This window comes from Mucilaginibacter yixingensis (assembly GCF_041080815.1).
GTDB lineage: Bacteria > Bacteroidota > Bacteroidia > Sphingobacteriales > Sphingobacteriaceae > Mucilaginibacter > Mucilaginibacter yixingensis.
On the sequence record NZ_CP160205.1, the window covers coordinates 433,324 to 457,262 of the forward strand.

The following is a 23,939-nucleotide window of genomic DNA, read 5'->3' on the forward strand; positions in this document are numbered from 1 at the left end:
GATCCCACAGGACAGTCCTGCTGGTCAGCTAATCATGTGGGGTACCGAAACAAGTTCGGCATGACCTATTGATATTTGTGGGGTAATTCTTTAATTCCATAAATTCCGATTCAGACAATATTTACAAACCAATTATCAAAAACTCCTCAATCTTCCCGACCTTCGGTTTTCATCAAATGACTCATCATCCCAAACACGAGATTGTCCGTTGCGAGCGCTGTAGTGCGCCGTTTGAGTGTAAGGCCAATGCTTACACCAAATGCCAGTGCAGCACGGTGCAGCTTACCCTTAACGAAGTACAGTATGTAAGCGAACTGTATGATGGTTGCCTTTGCGCGGCATGTCTTTTGGAGCTGAAGAAAGAGTATTCCGAGGTTAACGGACTGTAAAACATTATTCCTTCTTGCGGCATAGCGCGGATAGCTTATATTTATAGCGCAATTATTCAACTATGAAAGCCTTAGCGCTCGCTTTATTTAGCCTGTTTTTATTTAGTCATACTGTCTACGCACAGAATATGGATACCGTACAGCCTGATTCGCTTTACAAGAAATATAATATCCATTACAGAACTTCGCAGCAGGGCTATATCTCAAAAGCCAAGCAAATATTTGTGTTTGATAAGGCGGGACGCGTTACGGGTTTTGTTGTTACCGATAATGCTACGGGTAAATGGCCGCAAATGGTAATGGCCTATGAGTACGATACCAATGGTAGGCTGCTGGCCGAACATGATACCTCTTTTTATCGTAACGGGAAGAGCATTAAAGAAGTTAAGTTAACTTTTGATGCTGAGGGCAGCCTTATTAAAAAAACATCATACAGAAACGGTGACATTACCAGCGAGATACAATACTCGCAGAAAGAAAACAAAGAAACAGAGTCACTCTATCGTTACGATGCAATTTATCGTGTGCAGACTACTTACTACGATGAGCACCACAAAAAGATAAGATTTACCGGCACAGAGAAGGCAGACACAGCAGCAAAGCCAAGAACTATTGAACTATACGGCAAGAAAGTCACCATCTCCCCGGCCAATAAAGATGAACAGTGGGATTACATTTTTAAGAACAGCTACGACAGGCAGGGGAATTTAATATCGCAACAACGCCTGGTAAATAATAAACTTCAGGATGAAACCACATTTACTTACGACGATAGAGGGCTGTTGATCCGCACCAAACAATCTGACCACGAAGACGCTGAGGTGTTTGATTATAAGAGTTATTGAGTGAATATGCTCCGGCAGAAGAAGGTTTGTTATTCCTTTTTTGTCATTGCGAGGAACGAAGCAATCTCGTCGGTGGTTATTAAACTTATATGCCCAATAGCAAGTGACGAGATTGCTTCGTCACCCTAAGGCTCAGCCTTTCCCGTTCCTCGCAATGACAAAGTGGTTGAGATTGGTTCTTCAATTCTTAAACTGTTCAATCACCTGCTTCAACTGCTGGGCTTGCACCACACCGCTCTGGCGCCATTTGGTTTGTCCGTTTTTAAAGAGAATGAGCGTTGGTACACCTTGTACGTTGTAAGCCTGGGCAGCTTCGGGGTTTTTGTCTACGTCTATTTTAAAGATGCTTACGTCATCGCCCACCATTTCTTTTACTTGTTTTAGTATCGGCGCCATCATTTTGCAGGGACCGCACCACTCGGCAGAGAAATCAATCAATACAGGTTTGTCAGAGTTTATCAGTTCAGCAAATTTGGCCATAGTTTGGGTCCTCCCGGGTTTGTGTTATAGTATAATACGTGTTGAGGGATTGATTTGTTTTTAGTCGATCAGTAAGGTCATTAGCGCTTCCATGGGCTTGCCTTCGGCGATTAGCTGTTTAGCTTTCAAGTGCAGCTGTAGGTCGCGGGTGTGGCTATCGCCGATGGTAGCGTCCAAAATTTCTTTGATAGCGTCGGATGCGGCATATTCGGCAACCTCCCTGTCGCCCGGTACGGTTGTTAAATTACCCAGTTGCCCCAGATCATTACCGGTTAAAACGGTAGACAAACGCACGTGACGAGGCAAGGTATCAACGCCAATGCCTATATGTATATTGGGTTTGGGTACTTTAAACAGATTGTCTGGCGTTACGCGGCAGTACCAATCGCCGCCCAAACGGGCCACATGGTTTACCTTTAGCTGGTCAATTTGTCCGTTAGCATCCAGAATGTGCTCGCTTACGTGGATTAGTTTTACCTCGGCCAGTATCAGGTTTCCGGCGCCAGCCTGATCTCCCAATGGGATAATCTGCTTCACCACGCATTCCATTTGTACGGGCGACTCACCCACACGCGGCGGCTTTACCAGTTGCGAAGGCAGTGGCGTAAGGCCGGATTTTACAAACTCATTTACTCCCTTTGGATATTCTACACTGGCCAGCGATACCTGCTGCACCATATCATAATTAACAATGTTAATGACGCACTCTGGCACCTCATGCAGGTTTTGCAGTGTATGCTTGGTAGTATTATCACGCACCCGGCGGCATGGCGAGAATATGCAAAGCGGCGGGTTACTGCTAAACATATTAAAAAAACTGAACGGACTCAGGTTAACGTTCCCCTCAGCATCCATGGTTGATGCCAGGCAGATAGGGCGCGGCGCAATGGCATACTGCATGTAGCTATGCAGGTCTGCAGTTTTCAGTTCAGCAACATTAATGGTTACCATAGGAGGGAGATCGGTTTATATCAAACATAAGTTTTTAACGGCATATTGTGTTACAGCTACTTAAAATTTGAGTTTCCGAGGTTTTTCATTTCTTAACATTTAATTAACATAGGATGCGTAGCTTTGATATACATTCAAACTAAAATCTTATGGAGCAAGCCATAGCTAGAACTTTTGTGCCAAAGCACAACCGCGTTTTTTTCAAGCATTTTGATCATGCGGCCGAGAACGTGAAAGTAATGTCGGAGCTCCTTTATGAGGCTCTTGAAGGTAGTGGCGACCACGAAAGCCGCCCGCAGTATGCGCAGATTGCTAAATTACGTGCGGTGAGTAATGAGATTAAGCGTGCCATCTTTGCCGATTCTGGTCGTGCTTTCATCTCTCCTTTTGAGCGTAACGACATGTGCGATCTGGTGACGGCAATTGACACAGTTGCGGGTTACATCAATATTTCAGCACGCCGTTTCAGTCTTTATCAGCCAGTGCAGGTTAGTCCGGCGATGAAAGAACTGGTAGGTTTGATTGTGGAGATGGGCAACTGTTTGGCCAAATGCGTAAAACATTTAACCAACATCAAATCATTAGGCCCAATTAGCGATGCTTGCACCCAGCTTAGAACTTTAGAGCACTATGCTGATAAGGTTTACAACAAGGCAGTGGCCGAAGTACTGGTAAGCGAGACCAACGTAATTGAGCTGATGAAGCACAATGAAATACTGACGGCCCTGGAAACTACTACCGATAAGGCTGAGAAAGTAGCGGCTGTAGTTGAGGCCATTGTTGTAAAGAATTTTTAGTCTTTTAAGTCCGGAAGTCAGTAAAGTCCGGAAGTCCGAAAGATGAATGTCTGCTGGGCAGATATAGTAAAAACAAAATAGCGATGGGTTTCAAACCCATCGCTATTTTGCTTTTATAAGGAAGATTCGACCTATTGTACAGAGATTACTTCGTTTCTCGCAATTACGTAAGCGCGTGATAAGTTAGAGTATATAAAGTGCAATGAAATCTTCCGGTCTTTCGGACTTTACTGACTTCCGGACTCTTCCCGGCTTATAAAATCGAAATCCGTTTAATTACAGATTCAGAGCCTACCACCACACGTACAAAGTAGAAACCGCTGTTGAGTTTGTTGCTCAGGTTATAAGTAAACTTCTTTTCGCCTGGGTCAACACGTTGAGAGAAAAGGGTGGCAATTTCATTACCCAGTACGTCCATGATTTTAATGGTAACGTTTGAGTTTTTGCTGATGAAGTATTTAAGATTGATCTGATCTGTTACCAGGGTAGGGTATACCTGCACATCACTCAACAGCTTATCATCCTGCTGAACAGCTCTGGCCGGAATTTTTACCGGACTCATTTGCGGCATGTTCATATGATAGGTTGGCCGCAGATAAGATGTTTTTGTTTTTTTGAGATGCAGCAGCGTGGTATCGCCGCTACTGTAAAGGGTACCCGCAGACAGACTAACGCTTGCGCACAACACGCAAATCATAGTCAGCATCCACGAAAAAAATTGAGTACACCTTATTCTCATATCAGATTATTAATGCAAAAATATAAATAAACCGTTTGACATCTTACATTTAATAACGGTTTAAATTATAATTTAACAAATTTTAACATAGCCCGGAAGCGCCATAGTGTGAAAATCACAATTATTTATACGGCTCATAAAATATTAGGTTATATACAAATAACATTTAATACTTTTGCATGCCTCTATAATTTAAAAAAGTGACACAGCACAAAGATTTACAGAAGCTGTCCATCGCAGGACTTCTGATCAGTTTAGGTATCATTTATGGAGATATAGGTACCTCTCCTTTATACGTATTTAAAGCAATCATCGGCCAAAATCACGGTCATTTCAACCGTATTGATGAGTTGGTGGTATTAGGTGGTGTATCCTGTATTTTCTGGACACTTACCTTGCAAACCACGCTTAAATACGTAGTAATTACCCTTCAGGCCGATAATAAGGGTGAGGGGGGGATTTTTTCCCTCTTCTCATTGGTGCGCCGTAAGGCTAAATGGCTTATTGTGCCAGCCGTAATAGGTGGCTGCGCGTTGTTGGCCGATGGTATTATTACCCCGCCCATCACCGTATCGTCAGCTATTGAGGGTTTGCAGCCACTTTATCCTAACATACCGGTAATTAGCATTGTGGTGGCTATTTTGCTGTTCTTGTTTATTATTCAGCAGTTTGGCAGTTCGTTGGTAGGCAAGGCTTTCGGGCCCATTATGTTTATCTGGTTTACCATGATGGGGGTGCTTGGCGTATCTTACATTGTACAGATGCCAATGGTAATTAAGGCTATTAATCCTTATTATGCTTTCAAGCTTCTGTCTAGCGGTAACCATGATGCCTTTATTATTCTGGGTGCGGTTTTCCTGTGTACAACAGGTGCCGAAGCGCTGTATTCAGATCTTGGTCATTGCGGTAAAGACAACATCCGCATGAGCTGGATCTATGTTAAAACCTGTCTGGTATTAAATTACCTGGGCCAGGCTGTATGGCTGCTGCACCACCAGGGTGAGGCGCTTAACCTTAACCTGATGAATCCGTTTTATATGATCATGCCGCGTGAGTTCCTCATCTTCGGTATCGGTATAGCAACGGTAGCGGCAGTTATTGCCAGCCAGGCGCTCATTTCAGGTTCTTACACGCTGATTGCCGAGGCCGTTCGACTGAATTTGTGGCCTAAGGTACGTATCAACTACCCGAGCGAGCAAAAAGGCCAGTTATATGTGCCAAGTATCAACTGGATTTTGTGTGCCGGCTGTTTGATCGTAATCTTGCTGTTCAAACATTCAGATAATATGGAGGCGGCTTACGGTTTAAGTATTACCGTAGCCATGTTGATGACTACTATTTTGGTGTCTAAATTTCTGCGCCGCCGTAAGGTACCTAGCTATATCATCTGGACTTTCCTGGCTGTATACTTTGTTATTGAAGGCACATTCCTCTTTGGTAACCTCAAGAAATTTATCCACGGCGGTTGGTTCACCCTGTCAATGGGTCTGGTGCTGTTTGTGGTGATGTGGGCCTGGCATACCGCCCGTAAAATTAGAAACCGCTATGTAAAATTTGTAGAGATTGAAGATTACTACAGCATTTTGCAAGAGCTGAGCGAAGATGAAAGCGTACCCAAATATGCATCGCAATTGGTATATCTGACCAGTGCAAACTTTGACTCAGAGGTTGAATCAAAGATCATCTACTCCATCCTGCAAAAGCAGCCTAAACGTGCCGATGTGTACTGGCTGGTACACGTAGACGTAATGGACGAACCTTATACCCGCGAGTACCAGGTAGATCACCTGGTGCCAAACAAGGTGATCCGTATTGACTTTAAGCTGGGTTTCAGGGTTGAGCAGCGTATTAACCTGTTGTTCCGTAAAGTGGTGGAGGATCTGGTGAAAAAAGGCGAAGTAGAGATTATGAGCCAATACAAATCGCTCAATAAACATAAAATTGTCGGCGATTTCCGTTTCGTAGTGATCGAAAAAATCCTGTCACGTTCGCATGGACTGTCGTTCTACGAGGGTCTGGTGATGAAGATCTACAAGCAACTCAAGAAGATGAGTCTCTCAGAAGAGCGTGGTTTCGGCCTCGATCTGAGCTTTGTAACGGTAGAGAAAGTTCCGTTGATGCTCTCTAATCCTGAAGAGGTAGAGTTGCATCGGGTAAATTAAACTGTCAAAACCAGAATTCATAGGATTTTAAGGATTTCTGGGATATTGATGTAGACTTGAGTTTAAGCGTTATTAAGTAGGTCGTCCCGAACTTGTTTCGGGATCTCATAAGATAGGTTGCAAACCCTCACTTAGCATATGAGGTGCCGAAACAAGTTCGGCATGACGTATGGGTTTACATTGTGCCAGCCTAAAAATCCAATGAATCAAGGGTCAAGGCAGATCATAAAAAAAGCGATTGGAATACCCAATCGCTTTTTTTATGTTAAGGATTTGATAGTTTTAACCTGCTTTTGTAGGCATCCTGTAAATCCTAAAAATCCGTTTAATCCTGGTTCTTAGAACGGCAGGTCGTCATCCTCTGGTGCAGAGCTAATATCAACCGGTGGCGCGTAGGCTGGTTGTGCATTGGCAGCAGCGTTGCCGGTTATTACATTAATTCTCCACAGCTGAAGGGTGTTAAAATAGTTTTTCTTGCCGGTTTTGTCTGTCCACGGGCGGCCGCGCAGGTTAAAGAATACTTCTACGTCGTCGCCAACTTTTACGTTGTCTAACAGGGCGCAACGATCTTGAATGGCTTCAAATTTGATATATTCAGGGTATTGCGGGTTTTCGATGTATTCAACAACAAGCTCTCTTTTCTTAAGTGAGTCAGTTACCTGAAAAGAAGCGCTAACTTCGTGTACTTTACCTTTGATGTCCATGGTGTTCGTAAATTAAAAACGTAAAGTTAATGATGTTATGTCAATAACGGGTGCAATTTTATCCTTAATTTTGCCAATTCATGATGCAAGTTTTCCACACTGAAAGTAAGATCGTAATCACCTGCAATAAACGGCTGTCGCCCTATTTGCAGCAGGAGGTCGAAGAGTTAGGCTTTGAGCCAACACGTGTTTTTGCTACCGGCGTTGAGTTACAGGGTACTGTAAACGATGCCATTACGCTTAACCTTAACCTGCGCTGCGCCAGCCAGGTACTTTATCATTTAAATAGCTTTACAGCGGCAGACCCGCAGGCGTTATATGACAACCTGGTGCAGATGCCCTGGGAAGAACTGATTGACTTTACCGGCTACTTCTCGGTAACATCAAACGTTAATAACGAGCATATCCGCACACCGCTGTTTGCCAACGTGAAGGTAAAAGACGCGGTGGTAGACCGCATAACAGATAAAAAAGGTATCAGGCCAAACTCTGGTCCGGAGTTGAATAAAGCTGTGCTTCACCTGTATTGGCAAAACGATAAAGCCGATATTTTTGTAGATACCTCAGGCGAAACCCTGGCCAAACACAGCTACCGTAAAATACCGGGCAAAGCGCCTATGCTGGAGGCTTTGGCGGCATCAACCATTATGGCTACCAAATGGGACCGGAAGAGCTCCTTTATTAACCCTATGTGTGGTTCAGGCACGTTGGCTATAGAGGCTGCGCTGCTGGCTACAGATAAGCGCCCGGGCTTGTTTAGGATGAATTATGCCTTTATGCACCTGATGGGTTATGAAGAGCAGGTGTTTTTTAGTGCACGTAGGCTACTGAAGGATAAAGCGCAGAAAGAAACCGGCTTTAAGATCATCGCTACAGATATCTCTGATGATGCTGTTGATGTGGCCCGTAAGAATGCCCGCACCGCCGGTGTAGAACATTTGATTGATTTTGACGTTTGTGACTTTGGCGATACCGTTGTGCCTGAAGAGCCCGGGGTGGTTATGTTTAACCCGGAGTATGGCGAGCGTTTAGGTGTGCATGCTAAACTGGAAGGTACTTACCGCCGCGTTGGCGATTTTATGAAGCAAAAATGTTTGGGCTATCATGGTTATATTTTTACAGGTAACCCGGATTTGGCTAAGCGTATAGGCTTGAAGGCATCGCGTCGTATAGAATTTTATAATGGTAAGCTGGATTGCCGCTTGCTGGAGTACGAACTGTACGATGGGACACGACGTGAGCCTAAACTTGATTAATAAGATATGAAAAAATTGTTTCTGATGCTGATGGCCGTAATGGCCTTCGGCCGTGTAATGGCTCAGGCCGAGATGGATTTTCCTTTTCAGGGCGGGAAGGATGTAATGACCGATTTTTTTGCAAAGAACATTCTGGTAAGTGACCAGATTCGCAGCCATGCCAATACCGGTCTGGTGGTAATGAAATTTACCTCGGATGTGCAGGGAAGTATCATTAAAATGGTTGTTTATTATGCAGATGATGCTAACCTTACTATCCCCGTTGTTGCTGCGCTTAAAGCCACCAACGGTAAATGGATCATCCCGGCCAGGCAGAAGACTTATGATTTTATCATCCCGTTTTCTTTCAGCATGAATAAACCTGATGCAAAATCGTCCAAAGCAATTTTGCAGTATTTGGGTCACCGCACCCCAATAACGGCGGACGATCAGATTCCTCTCAATACCGTTACGCTGCTACCAACTGTTAAGGTAGTTTATGATTTTCTGGCCCCGGTCAAAAAAGTAACGAAGTGATTTTAATAACAAAAAACGTCATTACCTCTCTTTAGTAATGGCGTTTTTTGTTTTGATAGCGTGAAAGTCCATCCTTTGGAAAAGGAGAGTAGTGTTGTTGTTATTTCAGACACGAATGTCCTTTATTTGTCCACCCCATGGACAAATCAGATACATGAGAATATCTCAGATTGTTGTGAAAGTTAAACTTCTTAAAACAAATAAGAATAAATAGCCTTTTTCTATTCTTTCCGGTAAAAAAGTTTCAATAAATCAGCATCTTAGTGCAAGATTTGGAAATCCAAGTGTATTGACGTTTCGTAAGTAACGTGATTACAACCCATTGACCCCATGAAGCAATCACTTGAAAATAAAATACGCACTGTAGCCATAAATATTCGTCGTATTCGTGAGTCGAAAGATTATACTCAGGACTACCTGGCTGTTAAGTTAAATATATCTCAAAACGCGTACAGTAAAATTGAGTTAGGCTATACCAAAATAACCGTTGAGCGTTTGTTTCAGATAGCGCAGATATTAGAAGTTGACCCCGTGGCTCTCATTAATTTTAGCGACGAAGAACAAACCCGCCTGCTTCAGGTAAACGGTCTGTAACAAATCAGCATTTACATACTGTCTGTTTTTATATTTGCGTGAAATTTTTTTCACCGCAACAGTATGACGCATCCCCAACTTATTGATAGTACCGCCGCGTTTGTGCGCCGCACATTAGAGAACGCCGAAGGCGGGCATGATTGGTGGCACATCCATCGGGTGTGGCACAACGCACGCCTTATTGCCCAAACCGAGCAAGCCGATCGGCTGACTGTTGAACTGGCCGCTTTGCTGCATGATATAGCCGATAGCAAGTTTCATAATGGCGATGAAGAAATTGGTCCGCAAACGGCCATGAACTGGCTGCGCAGCATCGGCGTAGATGATGCCGTGGTAGCGCATGTGGGCAACATCATCAGGCACATGTCTTTCAAAGCAAGTTTTAACGATTCCGGTTTTTACTCCATGGAAATGGGTATTGTCCAAGATGCCGACCGCCTTGATGCCATTGGCGCCATTGGCATTGCACGTGCTTTTACCTATGGTGGTTTTAAAAACCGCGAGATCTATAACCCCGAAATTCCGCCTAATCTGAACATGACTAAGGAGGAGTACAAGAACAGCGCATCGCCCAGCCTTAATCATTTTTATGAGAAGCTGTTGTTGTTGAAAGACCGCATGAATACCGTAACAGGCAAGCGTCTGGCCGAAGAGCGCCACGCGTTTATGGAAGCCTATCTTGATCAATTTTATAAAGAGGTAAAATAAATTTTAGGCTTATCTAAAAATAATATTAGATTTGCTTAATTAATTGTAGCGACATGAATAAACACCTACCCCTGATTTTTTTAATGACAGCATTAACCGGTTTGGCCAAAGCGCAAGACACGGTGAAGCAACAACGATTTAACCTGCATTTTCAGCAGACTATCATCACCCAAAACAAACCGCACTTTAATGCCAAGTATTCGGGCGATAATAGTATGTCTACTGACGAGGAAACACAAACCTCATTAACCACCACACTTTATGGCGGTGCACGCTTGTGGAAAGGTGCAGAAGTATTTTTCAACCCCGAGATGAGCGGCGGATCCGGCCTGAGCAAAACATTGGGTGCGGCGGGCTTCCCCAATGGTGAAACGTTTAGGGTAGGGGCGGCCGAGCCGAAAATTTATATAGCCCGAGCCTATTTTACTCAAAAGTTTGAGTGGGGTAAGGATTATGATAAACAGGATGACGAAGCCAATCAACTGGCAGGTTCATTGAGTCAGCGTCACTTCCTCATCACCGTAGGAAAATTTGGCATGGCCGATTATTTTGACAATAACAGTTTTAGTCATGACCCGCGCACGCAGTTCATGAACTGGTCGCTCATGAGCAATGGCGCCTGGGATTATCCGGCCAATACCCGCGGTTATGTATTAGGTGCATACACCGAGTTTGCGCAACCTACCTGGACACTGCGTTTTGCCTACACCATGGTAACCACCGAGGCCAATGGAGCCATTTGGGATACCAAACTAAGCAAAGCAAACTCGCAAACGCTGGAATTTGAAAAGCGCTACAAATTGGGTGGATACGATGGTACCTTCCGTGTGCTGGGCTTTGCTAATAACGGCAAGATGGGTAACTATCGCGACGCTATCGCCAAAAATCCATCAGCACCAGATATTGATGACGTGCTGGCCTACGGTCACCATAAATATGGTTTCGGACTGAACGCCGAGCAGAACCTAACCAATGATCTGGGCGTTTTTGCCAAGTACAGTTATAACGATGGCAAAACCGAAACCTGGTTCTTTACCGAGATTGACCGTTCGCTCAGCTTTGGTGGCGTGCTTAAAGGCACCTCATGGAAACGCACGGATGACGAACTGGGGCTGGCCTTCGTTGCCAACGGCATCTCCAAACCACACCGCGATTATCTGGCCGCCGGTGGCTACGGTTTTATCATTGGCGATGGTAAACTGAATTACAGCAACGAGCTGATTGCCGAGCTTTATTACAAAGTGAATGCCTATCAGAAAAAGATCTGGTTAACGCCCGATTACCAGTTTATCGTTAACCCGGCCTACAACAAAGACCGTGGTCCAGTAAATGTGTTCTCGTTGCGGATGCATGTAGAGTTTTAGTCTGTCTTGAACCGGGATTCATAGGATTTTTAAGATTTTCGGGATGCTTACGTTTGTGAGCATCCCGAATTTGTTTTATAACATTTTGCTGGTGATTTCTTCAGCTTAAGAGCGGGGGCGACAGCGGGCGGCTTCTGGGCGAAATCAGTTAGAACAAGGTGGCTTGATGCGGTGGGAAAGGGCATTCATCTTCGGCGCCTGAAGCGCAAAGGCACGTGTGTGGCGCAAGCGGGGGAGCCGAAGTGGCGCCCTGTGTGTTCTGACTGGTTTGCAGGGTAAAGGCCTGTGCGGCAAAAGAAGCATTCCGCTGTCTTGATTTTTGGTTACTTTTTATCAAGAAAAAGTGACGAGCCCTCCCGCGGCGAATGAGCGGGACGAACGATAAGATAGCACTGACCGTTCATTAAGCCTCAAACTTTAATTAAACCATTCCGCTTAGATTCAATCTCAATAATGTTATACTTGTAGCACTTGATCGTACTTAATGAAAAGATTATTTTTCGCTCTTATCCTCCTGTTGCCGGCCATCAGCATGGCGCAAACAAAATATAATGTAACCAGCTCATCGGTTACCTATGTGGTTAAAAATCTCGGTATCAATACGGGTGGCGGCTTTGGTGGTTTGCAAACAGCCAGCATTGTGTTTGATAAGCAACACCTGGATGCCTCAAGCATACAAGCCACGGTTGATGTGAAAAAGCTCGACTCAGGTATCGACTCGCGCGATGAGCACATGAAAGGCGCCGATTTTTTTGATGTGGAGCATTATCCAACTATCACCATCAAATCGGTATCCTTTAAACAAAAAGGGGGGAATAAATTTGTGGGCGTGTTTGATCTTACTTTAAAGGCTACCACCAAACGTATTGAAATACCTTTTACCCTTACGGATACTGGCAGTAATGCTGTTTTTCAAGGCTCGTTTAAAATAAACCGGATGGATTATGGCGTAGGGGGCAGTACTTTAACGCTATCTAATGATGTTACCATCGCCGTAAACATACAGGCTGCAAAGTAATTACTTTACATTGGGGTGTTAAATTAACCTTGGCTTAATATGCGGGTATGGCCAAAGATGTTAACTTTAGGGCATGAAACTCCGCGTACTCATCTTAATAAACGCGGCCGCGGTGGCCATTGCGTTATCGGCGGTTAACTATTACTTTCAGCACAATTGGTATGATGTAGGCATCACTTTTGTGTTGTCGTTTGCTATCAGCTTTATTATTTTCTACTACCTGATAGAAAAATACGTCTACTCAAAAATCAAACTGATCTATAAACTGATCCATAACCTCAAATTGGGCCGCGACCTGCGCGATGCCCTGGGCGATCATATTGTGAGCGCAGACCCGATTAAAGATGTGCAGCAAGAGGTGAAAGAGTGGGCCAGTCAGAAAAAGATAGAGATTGACGAGTTGCGCAAGCAGGAGAAATTCCGCCGTGAGTTTTTGTCAAACATCTCGCACGAGTTTAAAACGCCGCTTTTTGCCATTCAGGGTTATATTGAAGCTATTCAGGACGATAACTTTGAGGATACCGACATGGCGGCCCAGTTTTTAGAGAAAGCCTCAAAAAACGTAGATCGGTTAAGTTATCTGATCAAAGATCTGGACGAGATTTCAAAACTGGAGTCGGGTGAAATTCCGATCAACTACAGCAAGTTTAAAGTAAATGATCTGATTAAAGAGGTGTTTGAATCGCTGGAGCTAAAGGCTAATCAGCATAGCATCAGATTGATTTTTAAGCAGAAATATGACGAGCCTTTCCTGGTAACGGCCGATCGTGAGAAGATACGCCAGGTATTGGTAAATCTGATTGATAACTCGTTTAAATATGGTAAAGAAGGCGGCACCACGTCTGTAAGTGTGTTTGATTTGCATGACCAGGTGTTGATTGAGGTAACCGATGACGGCATTGGCATTGAAGAGCATAACCTGCCACGCTTGTTTGAGCGGTTCTTCCGTACAGACCAAAGTCGCTCGCGGCAGATTGGTGGCTCGGGCCTGGGCCTGGCTATTGTGAAGCATATCATTGAGGCTCACCAACAAACCATCAATGTGCGCAGTACAGCTGGTTTAGGTTCAACTTTTGGCTTTACGTTACAAAAAGTTAAACAAATACAATTCCCAGCTATACCTGTATTAAAAAGTTAACATTAACTTAACACATAAGACGTACCTTTGCCAAACAAATATTAGCAATGTCATTAAATAGTATCTTCCAGTATTTTGTTCCGAAGGATAAAAAAGTGTTCTTTCCCTTGTTTGAACAAGCAGCTGCAAACGTTGTAGCTATGTCTACTGTTTTGGTAGAAGCCGTAAACTCTCTTGATGCCAACGCACGTGAGGAAATGTTTAAACAGATTGACAAACTGGAAAACAAAGGCGACGAGCTGACCCACCAGATTTACCTGGAACTGGGTAAAAACTTTATCACGCCGTTTGACCGCGAAGATATCCACTCGCTGGCTACTGCCATTGATGACGTTGCCGATTATATTCAGGGTTCTGCCAACCGTATGAGTCTGTATGCTATTGAAGAGTATACTGAGCCTATCCGCAAACTATCTGAACTGATCTTACAAGGTAGCGTTGAGCTTGAAAAAGCTGTTCGCGAACTGAAAGACCTGAAAAACGTACGCAACATTGCCGACTCTTGCATTCGCATTAACAGTATAGAAAACCAGGCCGACTATGTATTTGACCGCGCCGTGGCCGACTTGTTCTTGTACGAGAAAGATGCATTGCGACTGATTAAATACAAAGAAATTCTGGCTGCGCTGGAAACAGCAACCGACATGAGCGAGGACGCTGCCAATGTAATGGAATCGATTTTAGTTAAAAACGCTTAATCGCCACACCCAACTCAACCTCCCCATGGTAACCACCCTGCTTGTTGTTGTTATTATACTTGCCGTAGTATTCGATTTCATCAACGGATTTCACGATGCGGCAAACTCTATAGCCACAGTTGTATCAACCAAAGTACTTACTCCTTTTCAGGCTGTTATTTGGGCTGCGGCCTTCAACTTCCTGGCTTTCTTTATTATAAAAGAGCATAATGTTGCCGGCACCGTTGCCAAAACCGTGCACGAGCAATTTATTACCATGCACGTTATTCTGGCCGGTTTGCTTGCCGCCATCACCTGGAACTTAATTACCTGGTGGTTTGGTATCCCGTCAAGCTCATCGCACACGCTGATTGGTGGTTTTGCCGGTGCCGGTATGACCAATGCAATGTTTATGCACTCAAGTGCTATAGCAGCTATCAACGTGAAGCCAATTTTAACCATTATTGCTTACATCTTTTTAGCGCCATTCATCGGCCTTATCATCGCATACATTATTACCATCATTATTTTGCATGTGTGTAAAAATGCACGGCCCGCAATGGCCGAACGTTGGTTTAAAGCCCTGCAGCTGGTATCGTCAGCAGCATTGAGTTACACCCACGGTGGTAACGATGCGCAAAAGGTAATGGGTATTATTTATGTATCGCTGGTAGCTTCAAAATTGATCCCGATGCATGCCGGTGCCGAGAACATGCCAGAGTGGATTCCGCTTACCTGCTACACTGCCATTGCGTTGGGTACCATGAGCGGCGGCTGGAAGATTGTTAAAACCATGGGTACCAAAATTACCAAGGTAACCCCGCTGGAAGGTGTAAGTGCCGAAACCGCTGGCGCCATTACCCTGTTCATTACAGAACGTTTGGGTATCCCGGTATCAACTACGCACACCATCACAGGTTCTATCATCGGTGTTGGTTTAACAAAACGTGTATCAGCCGTGCGTTGGGGCGTAACCCTTAACCTGGTTTGGGCCTGGATCATTACCATTCCAATCTCTGCACTTATTGCTGCTATTGTATTCTCTATCATTCATTTTATAGGTTAATTTTTGTTCTGCCTTTAGTAATTTTAGGGCATGAAAAAAATCTACTTAGGTATTGCCTTGCTGTCGGCTGTTTTTGTAAGTAATACGGCTTCTGCTCAGTCATTCAACGATATTCTTTCGGGACTGAAAAAGAAAGTCACTACACAAACAACCGACAGCAAAACTACCTCCTCAACTACCGCAAACTCACCAAGTACTTTAGAAATAGGCGACGCGCTGAAACAGGCCCTTACCCAGGGAACTGGTAAAAGCAGCGACAAGCTATCAGCCGTTGATGGCTTTTTCAAGGATGCCGAGGTAAAGATCCTCTTCCCGCCAGAAGCACAAAAAGCCGAGAGGACCCTGCGCTCATTAGGTTTAAATAAATTGTGTGATAACGTCATCCTTTCACTCAACCGTGCTGCCGAAAGTGCCGCTAAAGAGGCCAAGCCCATTTTTATAGACGCCATTAAGCAGATGACGCTGCAGGATGTAACCAATATTCTGCTGGGCAGTCAGGATGCAGCCACCCAATATTTTAAACGCACCACCACCCTGCAATTAAGCGCTAAATTTAAACCCGTAGTTCAGGCTAACCTGGACAAAGTAGGCGCCACCAAATTCTACTCGCAAGCTGCCACCCAATACAACCGCGTACCACTGGTAATGAATAAGATTAATCCAGATATCAGCGATTATGTAACTCAGAAAGCCATTGAAGGACTGTTCCTGGAGATAGCCAAAGAAGAACTAAATATCCGCCAGAACATTGGCGCACGCAGCACACCGCTAATGCAAAAGGTGTTTGGATTTGCGCAGGGGATAAAGAAATAAAATAACAACGCCAAAAGAGACGCAATACTGTGCGTCTCTAAGATAAATCCCCTCTTGAGAGGGGGTGCGTTGTCGGTGCGGCTGCAGGGGTGTGTCATTCGCACGTGTGAAGGACACACCCCTCCATCCCTCTCGAGAGGGGAATCGCACTATTCCACCGCTTTTTTTTATCTTCCCAACACTTATGGGCTGGAGCCGAGCGACTGCAAAGAGATGGCTTTTATCCCCATCGCTATTGTGACTGAAGAAGCACATAAACCCCTTGCGCTTTTACCCGTCAATCTGCACATTTGTATATCTGTACATCTACAGATCACAAAAATCATGATTCATAAAAAACCGAGAAAATACATCCCTGCGGACTTTGAGATCCGTTGGGAAAACCTGGAACCTTTGTTTGTTGAACTGCGCGATCGTCAAATCAGTTCTGTTGACGATCTGGAGCAATGGCTGCGCGACCGCAGCGAGGTGGAGGCCGCACTGGAAGAGGATTTTGCCTGGCGCTACATCCGCATGACCTGCGATACGGCTAACGAAGACCTGCTGCAGGCATTCCAATACTTTGCTACCGAAATTGAACCTAAGATTGCGCCTTGTAATAACGAACTGAATGAAAAACTGGTAGGCAGCGCGTACATTGATCAGCTTGATCACGATAAATATTTTATTTACCTGCGCGGTGTGCGCAAAGCGCTGGAACTTTTCCGCGAGGAGAATATTCCGCTGCAAACCGAGATCCAGGTAGAGCAGCAGAAATACCAATCGATCACCGGCTCCATGTCAGTACATATTGGCGATAAGGAATACACGCTGGAGCAGGCATCGGTATTTTTGAAAGATGTTGATCGTGCTAAACGTCAGCAGGCCTGGGAAACCATTACGGCCCGCCGTTTGCAGGATAAAGATCAGCTGGATCAACTCTTTGATAAACTGCGCGAACTGCGCCATAAAGTTGCGCTGAATGCCAATTTTGAGAATTTCCGCGATTATATGTTCCAGGCGCTGGGACGCTTTGATTATACCCCGCAGGATTGCTACGCGTTCCACGAGGCCATTGAGAAGGAGATAGTGCCGATACTGCGTGATAAGGCACACGAGCGCCAGCAAGCCCTCAACCTGCCATCATTGAAGCCATGGGATCTGGATGTGGACGTGAGCGGTAAACCAGCCCTGAAACCGTTTAACAATGGCGACGATTTGATTGAGAAATCTATCCAATGCTTCAGCAACATCAGTCGTTACCTGGGCGAGCGGTTGGAGATTATGAAAGATAACCAGCTGTTTGATGTAGAGAGCCGCAAAGGCAAGGCGCCGGGTGGTTACAACTATCCGCTGGCCGAGACTGGCGCGCCGTTCATCTTCATGAACTCGGCTAACACTTTCCGTGATTTGACGACGATGGTACACGAGGGCGGCCACGCGGTACACACCTTCCTTACTGCCGATCTGGAACTGAACGATTTTAAACATTGCCCTGCCGAAGTTGCCGAGCTGGCCTCCATGTCGATGGAGTTGATCTCTATGGATAACTGGGAAGTGTATTTTGACAATGCTGAGGATCTGAAACGCGCCAAACGCGATCAGTTGTTTGATGTGCTGAAAACGCTGCCGTGGGTAGCTGTGGTAGATCAGTTTCAACACTGGATCTATACCAATCCAGATCATACCGATGCTCAGCGTACCGATGCCTGGGTGCAGATCTACGAGCGTTTCGGCGCCGGCTTTGCCGATTGGAGCGAACACCGCGACTCGTTGCAAAACCTGTGGCAAAAACAGCTGCACATCTTTGAGGTGCCGTTCTATTACATTGAATATGGTATGGCTCAACTGGGCGCCATTGCGGTTTGGAAGAACTATAAAGAAAATCCTGAAACCGGCCTGCAGCAGTATCTGGATGCCCTGAAACTGGGTTACACCAAATCAATCAGGGAGATCTACGAAACCGCCGGTATCAAGTTTGATTTCAGCGCCGATTATGTAAAAGAACTGGCAGACTTTGTAAAAGCCGAAATGGATAAAATATAAAACAGTAGAGCCACATAATTGTGGCTCTTTTTGTATGTATCAGGAGCCACAATTATGTGGCTCTACAAATCATTATACCATGAAAAAATACATCTCCGTTATTTCCATCCCCGTAACTGATCAGCAACGGTCAAAAGAGTTTTACGAGAAGGTAGGTTTCAAACTACTGATAGAGGCGCCCATGGGCAACGGCGAAACCTGGGTGCAGTTGGAGCTTGAAAATACGCAAACCTCCATCGCGCTGGTCACCTGGTTTAAGCAAATGCCGCCCGGATCTGTATGTGGCTGGGTAATTGAAACAGATGATATCCAACGCGAAATTGATGCCCTGAAAGCGCAAGGTATCGAAGCATCGCCCATCGATCAGACCCCTTGGGGTAAGTTTGCCTGGGTGAAAGATCCGGATGGCAATTCGTTTAATTTTAGGGAGGAGTAGATTATACGCTATTATAAACACCCTGTTGTCATTTCGATAAGCACGCGGGTTGGGTGGAGTAAGGGAGCGGAAGAGAAATCTTAGCCCCCATGATTAGCAGGCAAGGAGTATTTCATTTCCCCTTCTTGTCCCCACTTCCCTTCACATTCCAAATCTTCTCTGCTTTGCGGCCGATGAGCCAGAATGAGCCGGCCAGGATGGTGAAAAATACCGCTACGTTGGTCTCTTTCCAGAAGTACTCAAAGTATTTGGTATAGAGCAGAATGATAAGAAAGGTGATGCCAAACTCGCGGGCAATAACGTCTTTGCTTTTCAATCCGTATAATAGAAAGCCCCCGGCCACAAGGCCGCTGATGATGCCCCAGTAAAAAAGGGTGATCTGTTTGATGTTCCACCAGGCCTCCAGATCGCCGTAGTTGCCAAAAATGGTAAGCATCCACAGAGACAAGAATAGATAGAGCAGACCTACTACATACGTTACCTCCCAGAAGTATTGCAGCCATTTGGCCTGGCGCAACAGATAGCAGGCAGCTACCAGCAATATGCCGAAGCCCACAAAGCGCAGCGGATAGTTCATGCCCAGAAAATAGCCGCTCCAGCGGGTCTGATACCCCGTCTCGGTACCAAACCAACTGCCCAGTGAAATAAGAGCGAACAGCCAGATCAGTTTTGATTCCATGCGGTAGGCCAGAAAGCCATACAAAAAAACCGAGATGAGGAACAGGATTGAAAAATGATGCGAGCCATCATCAAACGTTTTGCCCAAAAACGCAAGGCAGCAGGCGGTAAACAGTACACCGGTAAAGATGAAAGCCTCGTTACTAAACACGCGCTCCGGCGTTTTGCGCTTGCCTAACCGGCCGTAAATAAAGAAACCTGTAGCCAATAAACCTGCTATGGCGGCAATCACTACATCGGGGGTGTTATAAAGCTGGCGCAGCCAGTTGATAATGGCCTGATTATACAGTAGTGAGCCAAAGGCAACTACTCCACACACCAGCGCAATCCAGAAAGAGTATTTGGCCAGTCGCATCCAGTCGAAACCTTTGGTCTCGTAAGAGTTGCGCAGCTCGTCAGCCTTTCCGGTGCTCAGTAGGTCATTCTTTTCCCATTCGGCTATTACCTTGGTCAAAAATTCACTTTCCTGCTTGTCGAGGTTGAGTTTCATGGGTTAGATCATAGTTCATAGATCATGGTTCATTGTTTTAGAATGAGCCATGGTTCATAGGCGGTATTGCTTTGCAAATATAAGTAATACCGAAATAGGGATTTTGTTCGACTAATTAAGCCGGAAACCGTCATGAACTATGATCTATAAACCATCAACTATGAGCCTAACAGTCGCAACGTATCAATCTTATCCTGCGCCAGTTGGGCGGTCAATGCGTCGAGGCCGTTAAATTTCATATCACCACGAATGTAGTGGAGGAAATTCATGCGGATATCCTGGTTGTAGATCTCGCGGTTAAAGTTAAAGATGTTTACTTCGATATTGCGGGTAATGCCGTTTACCGTTGGGCGCTGACCAATGTAAGCCATGCCTTTGTAGGTTTCACCATCAATGTCTACAGTCACGGCAAAGATGCCGTCGCCAGGGATAAGTTTATAGCTTTCGTGCGGCTGAATGTTGGCGGTAGGATAGCCAATTTGCCGACCGATCTGATCGCCGCGAATTACTTTGCCGGTAATAAAAAAAGGATAACCCAGACAGTTGTTGGCGGTAGCAATATCATTCTCTAACAGTGCATTGCGGATGCGGGTAGAACTTACGGCTACATCATTGATATCCTGTTCCGGAATCTCCATTACTTCGAAACCATATTGCGGGCCCAGGCGTTGCAGATCGGCCAGGCTGCCGGCGCGGTCTTTGCCAAAATGATGATCGTATCCAATCACAATTTTGCGGGTGCCAATTTTTTCAACCAACACCTGGCGGATATATTCTTCTGGCGATTGATTAGAGAAATCGCGCGAAAATGGCGTGATAATGAGGTGATCTACCCCAAGCTCTTCCAGCAAAGTTGCCTTCTCTGCAATAGTGGTAATGAGTTTAAGCCACTGATCTTCCGGATGCAAGATCATACGCGGGTGGGGGAAGAAGGTGAGGATCACGCTTTCGCCGCCCGATGCTTTGGCCAGTTCTGTAATACCAGAGATGATTTTGCGGTGTCCCTGGTGCACACCATCAAACGTGCCAATGGTTACCACGGCGCCGGGCACTGGACTAAACTCATCAATATGGTGGTAGATCTTCATTCAATTATTTTGATTACACCGATTTTTATTTTTCTGATTTACACTGATGTAATTCATGATTACACTGATGATAACGGTATAATGTTCTTAATGGTTGATATGCTGTAAAAATAAAACCTTGAGCTTATTAAGACGGTATAAGCAATGTAAATTATTTAATGTTTCTTTAACCGATGACATCATGAAACAGCAACCGGTGCAATCTCATTAGTATCTGCGGAATCATCGCGCAGCGCACGAATGCTGCCCACCATTTCCATCACCTCACTGGCATCTTCAATTTTAAAATCGCCACTGCGGGTACGGCGCAATCTTGAAAGATGCGCACCGCTGTTCAAAGCCTTCCCGAAATCATTAGCCAGCGAGCGGATGTAGGTGCCCTTGCTGCACACCACCCTGAAGTCAACTTCAGGTAACTCAATCCGGGTCAGCTCAAACTCGGTAATGGTTACGTTGCGCAGGCGCAGTTCTACTTCCTCGCCGCGGCGGGCCTTTTCATAGAGGCGCTCACCATCAACCTTAACGGCCGAGTGTGCGGGTGGGTATTGCTGTATGTCGCCTATAAACTGCTGGCAGGTATCGCGCAGCAACTGTTCTGTAATGTGGCCGGTTTCAAACGTGTGGTCAACGGCGCTCTCCAGATCATAAGTAGGAGTGGTGGCACCGATGGTGAATGTACCGGTATACTCTTTCTCCTGCGCCTGGAAGCTGTCTATCTGCTTGGTCATTTTACCGGTGCAGATGATCAGTAAGCCAGTCGCCAGCGGATCAAGCGTTCCGGCGTGACCTACTTTTAGTTTCAGCGGTTTGAAGGCGTTGCGCAGTTTGCCAACAACGTCAAAGCTGGTCCACCGGTAAGGTTTGTTAATTAACAGCAGTTTGCCGTCTATATATTCCTGTAATTTCGGGTTCAAAACAAAAGTGTTTAAATAAAAACGGCGCAAAGGTAACTATTTGGCCTGATAAGCCGTTAACCGGGTCGCAACGGTATGATTGTTGCTGCATTTTCTACGTACTTATTTGCAGAACTACAGCTTAAACTTTTTATGATAGATCCGATTGAATTTAAGATTGAAACAGAAACAGGCCCGCGCCTGATCACCATATCGCCCGTAAACCTCACACTGGGTAACGGGATTTTATATGCCACCGGCGAGTACAAGCTGGATGAAGGCAACGTTGGTATTGGCACCATCACTTTTAAAAATGCCAAAAGCTGGGATTATGATGGTTTTGGCGATATCAGCAAGAGCGATTTAGCCGCCATTGCCGATTTTATTCGTGAGCGTGATTTTACCGGCAAGAAAGCGGCAGCCCAATCTCAACCCAAAAAAGAAGAAGAAGAAGCGCGTTATAACAGTCCGGCAGACCCATCGTCATCAGTTATCAACTTTTTGGTTTACCGCGATGGCGCCCCTGTTGATGTGCACGTGCAGATGCATTATCCAACTTATGATATCAGCCTGTCTGGTAAACCCACTGCACAACTACAGCAAGATCACCACAGTAACTGGTACGTAGCCACCGGACACCTGGAAGACAAGCTGGTGCAAGAGATTGGCCGCCGCATCACCAAAGCGGTAATGGGCGATTAAAATAAGCAGATCGTAACCTTTATGAAAACTGAGCGCTAAGCGGTCGCATTGTAGTAGCATGGCAAAAGCTAGTACTTAAACAACGTTCAACATGTCTGCACCGCCTGCAATAACCAAAATGTCTATCGCGGGAGGAGCAGGCACCTAAGCTAATTGAAAAAATAGTTAACACCACCTTGAAAGTTGATGGTTTTGCCGGTAATTTCTACATAATTATCTGTAAGCGGCATAGTGTAGATATAACTCAGATTAATTTCAACACGCTTATTTAAAGCAACGCCGGCATGCAATGGAACGCCAAACCACATTTTGCGCATGTTAGGAAAATTGTTATAAACAATTCTATCAGGATCTGAATTGGGTACAGTAATGTTTTTGGGATATGTAGAAAAATTTAAAACGATACCGGTAGACAGGAAAAGTTTTACATGCTGTGCGTTGTAAAAATTATATAAAAACTGAGGTGATATGCCCAGCGTCCTTTGATCAAGCATTTCTGTTGCTATGGCGTTTGATGCTTTAAGGTTATTGCCGGTATAATAAATCTGCATTCTGATATATGATCGTGCTGCATCGCGGTTATCAATAAAATCTAAACCGGCGCTAATCATTGGATATGCCGAAAACTTTGTTTGCGGATTATTATAGGCCAAGGAGATAGACCCGGTGTATGTCAGACTTTGTACGTTTACACCTGCGCCTGCAAAAAATCGAAATTTAGACTGACCTGTTTTTTTGCCGCCGATAGCATCTCCGCCATTTAACTTGAGAATGATTTTCTCCAGGTCATCTTCAAAGTAATTAGTGCGGTTAATATTATTTACTAACCTCTCATTGTCAAGATGTAGTACATTGGCCAGATTAATGAGCTGCTGCCGGTAAATATTGCGTATGGCCATGCGGCTGGCGTCGTCATCGTTTAAATAAACACGATATAGTAATTCTTGCGGCACCTCTTGCCGGTTTGTTTTAATATAAAACCGGGTTTTAATTGGGTCAGTATAAGTGTACAGATTAACGTTCGGTCCGCGGGATACTATTTTTAGAAAAACGGTATCAATATGTGTAGTGGTATCAACAGTTGTTAACTGGTCTGCCCGGGTGCCGGCCTGGCTGGCAGAAACCACATAGCGCTCAAAGTAATCGGCGTTATTTATGCCGAAAGCAGTAGCATTGCTTAAGTTGTATGTTTCAATATTGCTGCCTTTTCTAAAATGCACTTCCCGCGGGTTATTATTCCATTGGCGATAATCAATCTCGCCGCGTAATGTGTCGCCATGGGTTACAATGTAGCCGGGTTTGAAGTTGGTTTGAGCAGATAGTTGAAAAGAGACGAATAGACACACTATTAGCGTCAAGGGCAGTAATTTCATTTGAATTGTGACGGTTATAATTATGGGTTAAACATAG

General features: G+C 45.0%; 25 protein-coding genes. 17 read left to right on the plus strand and 8 right to left on the minus strand.

Going from position 1 to position 23,939, the window contains the following annotated elements; translation table 11 throughout:
- Positions 1 to 176: 176 nt before the first annotated feature.
- Together ABZR88_RS01905 and ABZR88_RS01910 are read left to right on the plus strand one after the other, a co-directional pair.
- On the plus strand, positions 177 to 389 hold the full coding sequence (locus ABZR88_RS01905) for a cysteine-rich CWC family protein (RefSeq protein ID WP_107829080.1): 213 nt from the start codon (positions 177 to 179) through the stop codon (positions 387 to 389).
- 62 nt (positions 390 to 451) lie between these two features.
- Positions 452 to 1,234, plus strand: a complete 783-nt coding sequence (locus ABZR88_RS01910; protein ID WP_146166552.1) for a hypothetical protein — start codon at positions 452 to 454, stop codon at positions 1,232 to 1,234.
- Between the two features lie 180 nt (positions 1,235 to 1,414).
- On the opposite strand, the gene trxA is transcribed toward ABZR88_RS01910, so the two are convergent.
- Positions 1,415 to 1,714: a thioredoxin gene (trxA, locus tag ABZR88_RS01915; protein ID WP_107829078.1), complete on the minus strand. Its 300-nt coding sequence runs from the start codon at positions 1,712 to 1,714 to the stop codon at positions 1,415 to 1,417.
- 60 nt (positions 1,715 to 1,774) lie between these two features.
- On the minus strand, positions 1,775 to 2,665 hold the full coding sequence (locus ABZR88_RS01920; RefSeq protein ID WP_107829077.1) for a flavin reductase family protein: 891 nt from the start codon (positions 2,663 to 2,665) through the stop codon (positions 1,775 to 1,777).
- 149 nt (positions 2,666 to 2,814) lie between these two features.
- Between ABZR88_RS01920 and ABZR88_RS01925 the strand changes: the two genes are divergently transcribed.
- The gene (locus tag ABZR88_RS01925; RefSeq protein WP_107829076.1) at positions 2,815 to 3,462 is read left to right on the plus strand and encodes a DUF47 domain-containing protein; all 648 of its coding nucleotides are present in this window, start codon (positions 2,815 to 2,817) and stop codon (positions 3,460 to 3,462) included.
- Between the two features lie 253 nt (positions 3,463 to 3,715).
- Here the strand turns inward: ABZR88_RS01925 and ABZR88_RS01930 are convergent, their stop codons facing one another.
- Complete coding sequence (locus ABZR88_RS01930) at positions 3,716 to 4,201, minus strand: T9SS type A sorting domain-containing protein (RefSeq protein WP_107829075.1); 486 nt, start codon at positions 4,199 to 4,201, stop codon at positions 3,716 to 3,718.
- 200 nt (positions 4,202 to 4,401) lie between these two features.
- On the opposite strand from ABZR88_RS01930, the gene ABZR88_RS01935 reads away from it, so the two are divergent.
- Complete coding sequence (locus ABZR88_RS01935) at positions 4,402 to 6,363, plus strand: KUP/HAK/KT family potassium transporter (RefSeq protein ID WP_107829074.1); 1,962 nt, start codon at positions 4,402 to 4,404, stop codon at positions 6,361 to 6,363.
- 338 nt (positions 6,364 to 6,701) lie between these two features.
- Here the strand turns inward: ABZR88_RS01935 and ABZR88_RS01940 are convergent, their stop codons facing one another.
- Positions 6,702 to 7,067 carry a DUF3127 domain-containing protein gene (locus ABZR88_RS01940; RefSeq protein ID WP_107829073.1) on the minus strand — a complete coding sequence of 122 codons (366 nt, stop codon included), beginning with the start codon at positions 7,065 to 7,067 and terminating at the stop codon, positions 6,702 to 6,704.
- An 83-nt stretch (positions 7,068 to 7,150) separates the two neighbouring features.
- On the opposite strand from ABZR88_RS01940, the gene ABZR88_RS01945 reads away from it, so the two are divergent.
- The 12 genes from ABZR88_RS01945 (at position 7,151) to ABZR88_RS02000 (ending at position 18,678) form a co-directional block, all read left to right on the plus strand.
- Positions 7,151 to 8,323, plus strand: coding sequence for a class I SAM-dependent RNA methyltransferase (locus ABZR88_RS01945; protein ID WP_107829397.1), 1,173 nt, complete (start codon positions 7,151 to 7,153; stop codon positions 8,321 to 8,323).
- Positions 8,324 to 8,329: 6 nt separating this feature from the next.
- Positions 8,330 to 8,839, plus strand: coding sequence for a hypothetical protein (locus ABZR88_RS01950; RefSeq protein WP_107829072.1), 510 nt, complete (start codon positions 8,330 to 8,332; stop codon positions 8,837 to 8,839).
- A gap of 330 nt (positions 8,840 to 9,169) precedes the next feature.
- The gene (locus ABZR88_RS01955; RefSeq protein WP_107829071.1) at positions 9,170 to 9,433 is read left to right on the plus strand and encodes a helix-turn-helix domain-containing protein; all 264 of its coding nucleotides are present in this window, start codon (positions 9,170 to 9,172) and stop codon (positions 9,431 to 9,433) included.
- Between the two features lie 63 nt (positions 9,434 to 9,496).
- The gene (locus ABZR88_RS01960) at positions 9,497 to 10,141 is read left to right on the plus strand and encodes an HD domain-containing protein (protein WP_107829070.1); all 645 of its coding nucleotides are present in this window, start codon (positions 9,497 to 9,499) and stop codon (positions 10,139 to 10,141) included.
- Positions 10,142 to 10,224: 83 nt separating this feature from the next.
- The gene (locus ABZR88_RS01965) at positions 10,225 to 11,505 is read left to right on the plus strand and encodes a carbohydrate porin (RefSeq protein WP_107829395.1); all 1,281 of its coding nucleotides are present in this window, start codon (positions 10,225 to 10,227) and stop codon (positions 11,503 to 11,505) included.
- Positions 11,506 to 11,989: 484 nt separating this feature from the next.
- A complete protein-coding gene (locus ABZR88_RS01970; protein ID WP_107829069.1) occupies positions 11,990 to 12,523 on the plus strand; it encodes a YceI family protein in 534 nt (177 codons plus the stop codon).
- Positions 12,524 to 12,596: 73 nt separating this feature from the next.
- Positions 12,597 to 13,661: a cell wall metabolism sensor histidine kinase WalK gene (locus ABZR88_RS01975; protein WP_107829068.1), complete on the plus strand. Its 1,065-nt coding sequence runs from the start codon at positions 12,597 to 12,599 to the stop codon at positions 13,659 to 13,661.
- Between the two features lie 47 nt (positions 13,662 to 13,708).
- Entirely contained in the window at positions 13,709 to 14,359 is a 651-nt protein-coding gene (locus ABZR88_RS01980) for a DUF47 domain-containing protein (protein ID WP_107829067.1), read from the plus strand.
- 25 nt (positions 14,360 to 14,384) lie between these two features.
- On the plus strand, positions 14,385 to 15,404 hold the full coding sequence (locus ABZR88_RS01985; RefSeq protein WP_107829066.1) for an inorganic phosphate transporter: 1,020 nt from the start codon (positions 14,385 to 14,387) through the stop codon (positions 15,402 to 15,404).
- A gap of 30 nt (positions 15,405 to 15,434) precedes the next feature.
- Complete coding sequence (locus ABZR88_RS01990; protein WP_107829065.1) at positions 15,435 to 16,217, plus strand: DUF4197 domain-containing protein; 783 nt, start codon at positions 15,435 to 15,437, stop codon at positions 16,215 to 16,217.
- A gap of 324 nt (positions 16,218 to 16,541) precedes the next feature.
- On the plus strand, positions 16,542 to 18,242 hold the full coding sequence (locus ABZR88_RS01995) for a M3 family oligoendopeptidase (RefSeq protein ID WP_107829064.1): 1,701 nt from the start codon (positions 16,542 to 16,544) through the stop codon (positions 18,240 to 18,242).
- A gap of 79 nt (positions 18,243 to 18,321) precedes the next feature.
- Positions 18,322 to 18,678 carry a VOC family protein gene (locus tag ABZR88_RS02000; protein ID WP_107829393.1) on the plus strand — a complete coding sequence of 119 codons (357 nt, stop codon included), beginning with the start codon at positions 18,322 to 18,324 and terminating at the stop codon, positions 18,676 to 18,678.
- Between the two features lie 112 nt (positions 18,679 to 18,790).
- On the opposite strand, the gene ABZR88_RS02005 is transcribed toward ABZR88_RS02000, so the two are convergent.
- The 3 genes from ABZR88_RS02005 to truB form a co-directional block, all read right to left on the minus strand.
- Positions 18,791 to 19,846 (minus strand): DUF2157 domain-containing protein, encoded by a 1,056-nt coding sequence (locus ABZR88_RS02005; RefSeq protein WP_107829063.1) that lies wholly within the window; start codon positions 19,844 to 19,846, stop codon positions 18,791 to 18,793.
- 158 nt (positions 19,847 to 20,004) lie between these two features.
- Positions 20,005 to 20,934 carry a bifunctional riboflavin kinase/FAD synthetase gene (locus ABZR88_RS02010; protein WP_107829062.1) on the minus strand — a complete coding sequence of 310 codons (930 nt, stop codon included), beginning with the start codon at positions 20,932 to 20,934 and terminating at the stop codon, positions 20,005 to 20,007.
- A 179-nt stretch (positions 20,935 to 21,113) separates the two neighbouring features.
- The gene (gene truB / locus ABZR88_RS02015) at positions 21,114 to 21,848 is read right to left on the minus strand and encodes a tRNA pseudouridine(55) synthase TruB (protein WP_107829061.1); all 735 of its coding nucleotides are present in this window, start codon (positions 21,846 to 21,848) and stop codon (positions 21,114 to 21,116) included.
- Between the two features lie 132 nt (positions 21,849 to 21,980).
- Here truB and ABZR88_RS02020 point away from each other — a divergent pair, with 132 nt between their 5' ends.
- Positions 21,981 to 22,529: a hypothetical protein gene (locus ABZR88_RS02020; RefSeq protein ID WP_146166551.1), complete on the plus strand. Its 549-nt coding sequence runs from the start codon at positions 21,981 to 21,983 to the stop codon at positions 22,527 to 22,529.
- A 149-nt stretch (positions 22,530 to 22,678) separates the two neighbouring features.
- Here the strand turns inward: ABZR88_RS02020 and ABZR88_RS02025 are convergent, their stop codons facing one another.
- Positions 22,679 to 23,902, minus strand: a complete 1,224-nt coding sequence (locus ABZR88_RS02025) for a hypothetical protein (RefSeq protein WP_107829059.1) — start codon at positions 23,900 to 23,902, stop codon at positions 22,679 to 22,681.
- Between the last annotated feature and the right edge of the window lie 37 nt (positions 23,903 to 23,939).

Excerpts from the sequence above, each read along its gene's own strand:
- ABZR88_RS01905 (WP_107829080.1), top strand. The coding sequence starts at position 177 with ATGACTCATCATCCCAAACACGAGATTGTCCGTTGCGAGCGCTGTAGT.
- ABZR88_RS01910 (WP_146166552.1), top strand. The coding sequence starts at position 452 with ATGAAAGCCTTAGCGCTCGCTTTATTTAGCCTGTTTTTATTTAGTCAT.
- trxA (WP_107829078.1), bottom strand. The coding sequence starts at position 1,714 with ATGGCCAAATTTGCTGAACTGATAAACTCTGACAAACCTGTATTGATT.
- ABZR88_RS01920 (WP_107829077.1), bottom strand. The coding sequence starts at position 2,665 with ATGGTAACCATTAATGTTGCTGAACTGAAAACTGCAGACCTGCATAGC.
- ABZR88_RS01925 (WP_107829076.1), top strand. The coding sequence starts at position 2,815 with ATGGAGCAAGCCATAGCTAGAACTTTTGTGCCAAAGCACAACCGCGTT.
- ABZR88_RS01930 (WP_107829075.1), bottom strand. The coding sequence starts at position 4,201 with ATGAGAATAAGGTGTACTCAATTTTTTTCGTGGATGCTGACTATGATT.
- ABZR88_RS01940 (WP_107829073.1), bottom strand. The coding sequence starts at position 7,067 with ATGGACATCAAAGGTAAAGTACACGAAGTTAGCGCTTCTTTTCAGGTA.
- ABZR88_RS01945 (WP_107829397.1), top strand. The coding sequence starts at position 7,151 with ATGCAAGTTTTCCACACTGAAAGTAAGATCGTAATCACCTGCAATAAA.
- ABZR88_RS01950 (WP_107829072.1), top strand. The coding sequence starts at position 8,330 with ATGAAAAAATTGTTTCTGATGCTGATGGCCGTAATGGCCTTCGGCCGT.
- ABZR88_RS01955 (WP_107829071.1), top strand. The coding sequence starts at position 9,170 with ATGAAGCAATCACTTGAAAATAAAATACGCACTGTAGCCATAAATATT.
- ABZR88_RS01960 (WP_107829070.1), top strand. The coding sequence starts at position 9,497 with ATGACGCATCCCCAACTTATTGATAGTACCGCCGCGTTTGTGCGCCGC.
- ABZR88_RS01965 (WP_107829395.1), top strand. The coding sequence starts at position 10,225 with ATGACAGCATTAACCGGTTTGGCCAAAGCGCAAGACACGGTGAAGCAA.
- ABZR88_RS01970 (WP_107829069.1), top strand. The coding sequence starts at position 11,990 with ATGAAAAGATTATTTTTCGCTCTTATCCTCCTGTTGCCGGCCATCAGC.
- ABZR88_RS01975 (WP_107829068.1), top strand. The coding sequence starts at position 12,597 with ATGAAACTCCGCGTACTCATCTTAATAAACGCGGCCGCGGTGGCCATT.
- ABZR88_RS01980 (WP_107829067.1), top strand. The coding sequence starts at position 13,709 with ATGTCATTAAATAGTATCTTCCAGTATTTTGTTCCGAAGGATAAAAAA.
- ABZR88_RS01985 (WP_107829066.1), top strand. The coding sequence starts at position 14,385 with ATGGTAACCACCCTGCTTGTTGTTGTTATTATACTTGCCGTAGTATTC.
- ABZR88_RS01990 (WP_107829065.1), top strand. The coding sequence starts at position 15,435 with ATGAAAAAAATCTACTTAGGTATTGCCTTGCTGTCGGCTGTTTTTGTA.
- ABZR88_RS01995 (WP_107829064.1), top strand. The coding sequence starts at position 16,542 with ATGATTCATAAAAAACCGAGAAAATACATCCCTGCGGACTTTGAGATC.
- ABZR88_RS02000 (WP_107829393.1), top strand. The coding sequence starts at position 18,322 with ATGAAAAAATACATCTCCGTTATTTCCATCCCCGTAACTGATCAGCAA.
- ABZR88_RS02005 (WP_107829063.1), bottom strand. The coding sequence starts at position 19,846 with ATGAAACTCAACCTCGACAAGCAGGAAAGTGAATTTTTGACCAAGGTA.
- ABZR88_RS02010 (WP_107829062.1), bottom strand. The coding sequence starts at position 20,934 with ATGAAGATCTACCACCATATTGATGAGTTTAGTCCAGTGCCCGGCGCC.
- ABZR88_RS02020 (WP_146166551.1), top strand. The coding sequence starts at position 21,981 with ATGATAGATCCGATTGAATTTAAGATTGAAACAGAAACAGGCCCGCGC.
- ABZR88_RS02025 (WP_107829059.1), bottom strand. The coding sequence starts at position 23,902 with ATGAAATTACTGCCCTTGACGCTAATAGTGTGTCTATTCGTCTCTTTT.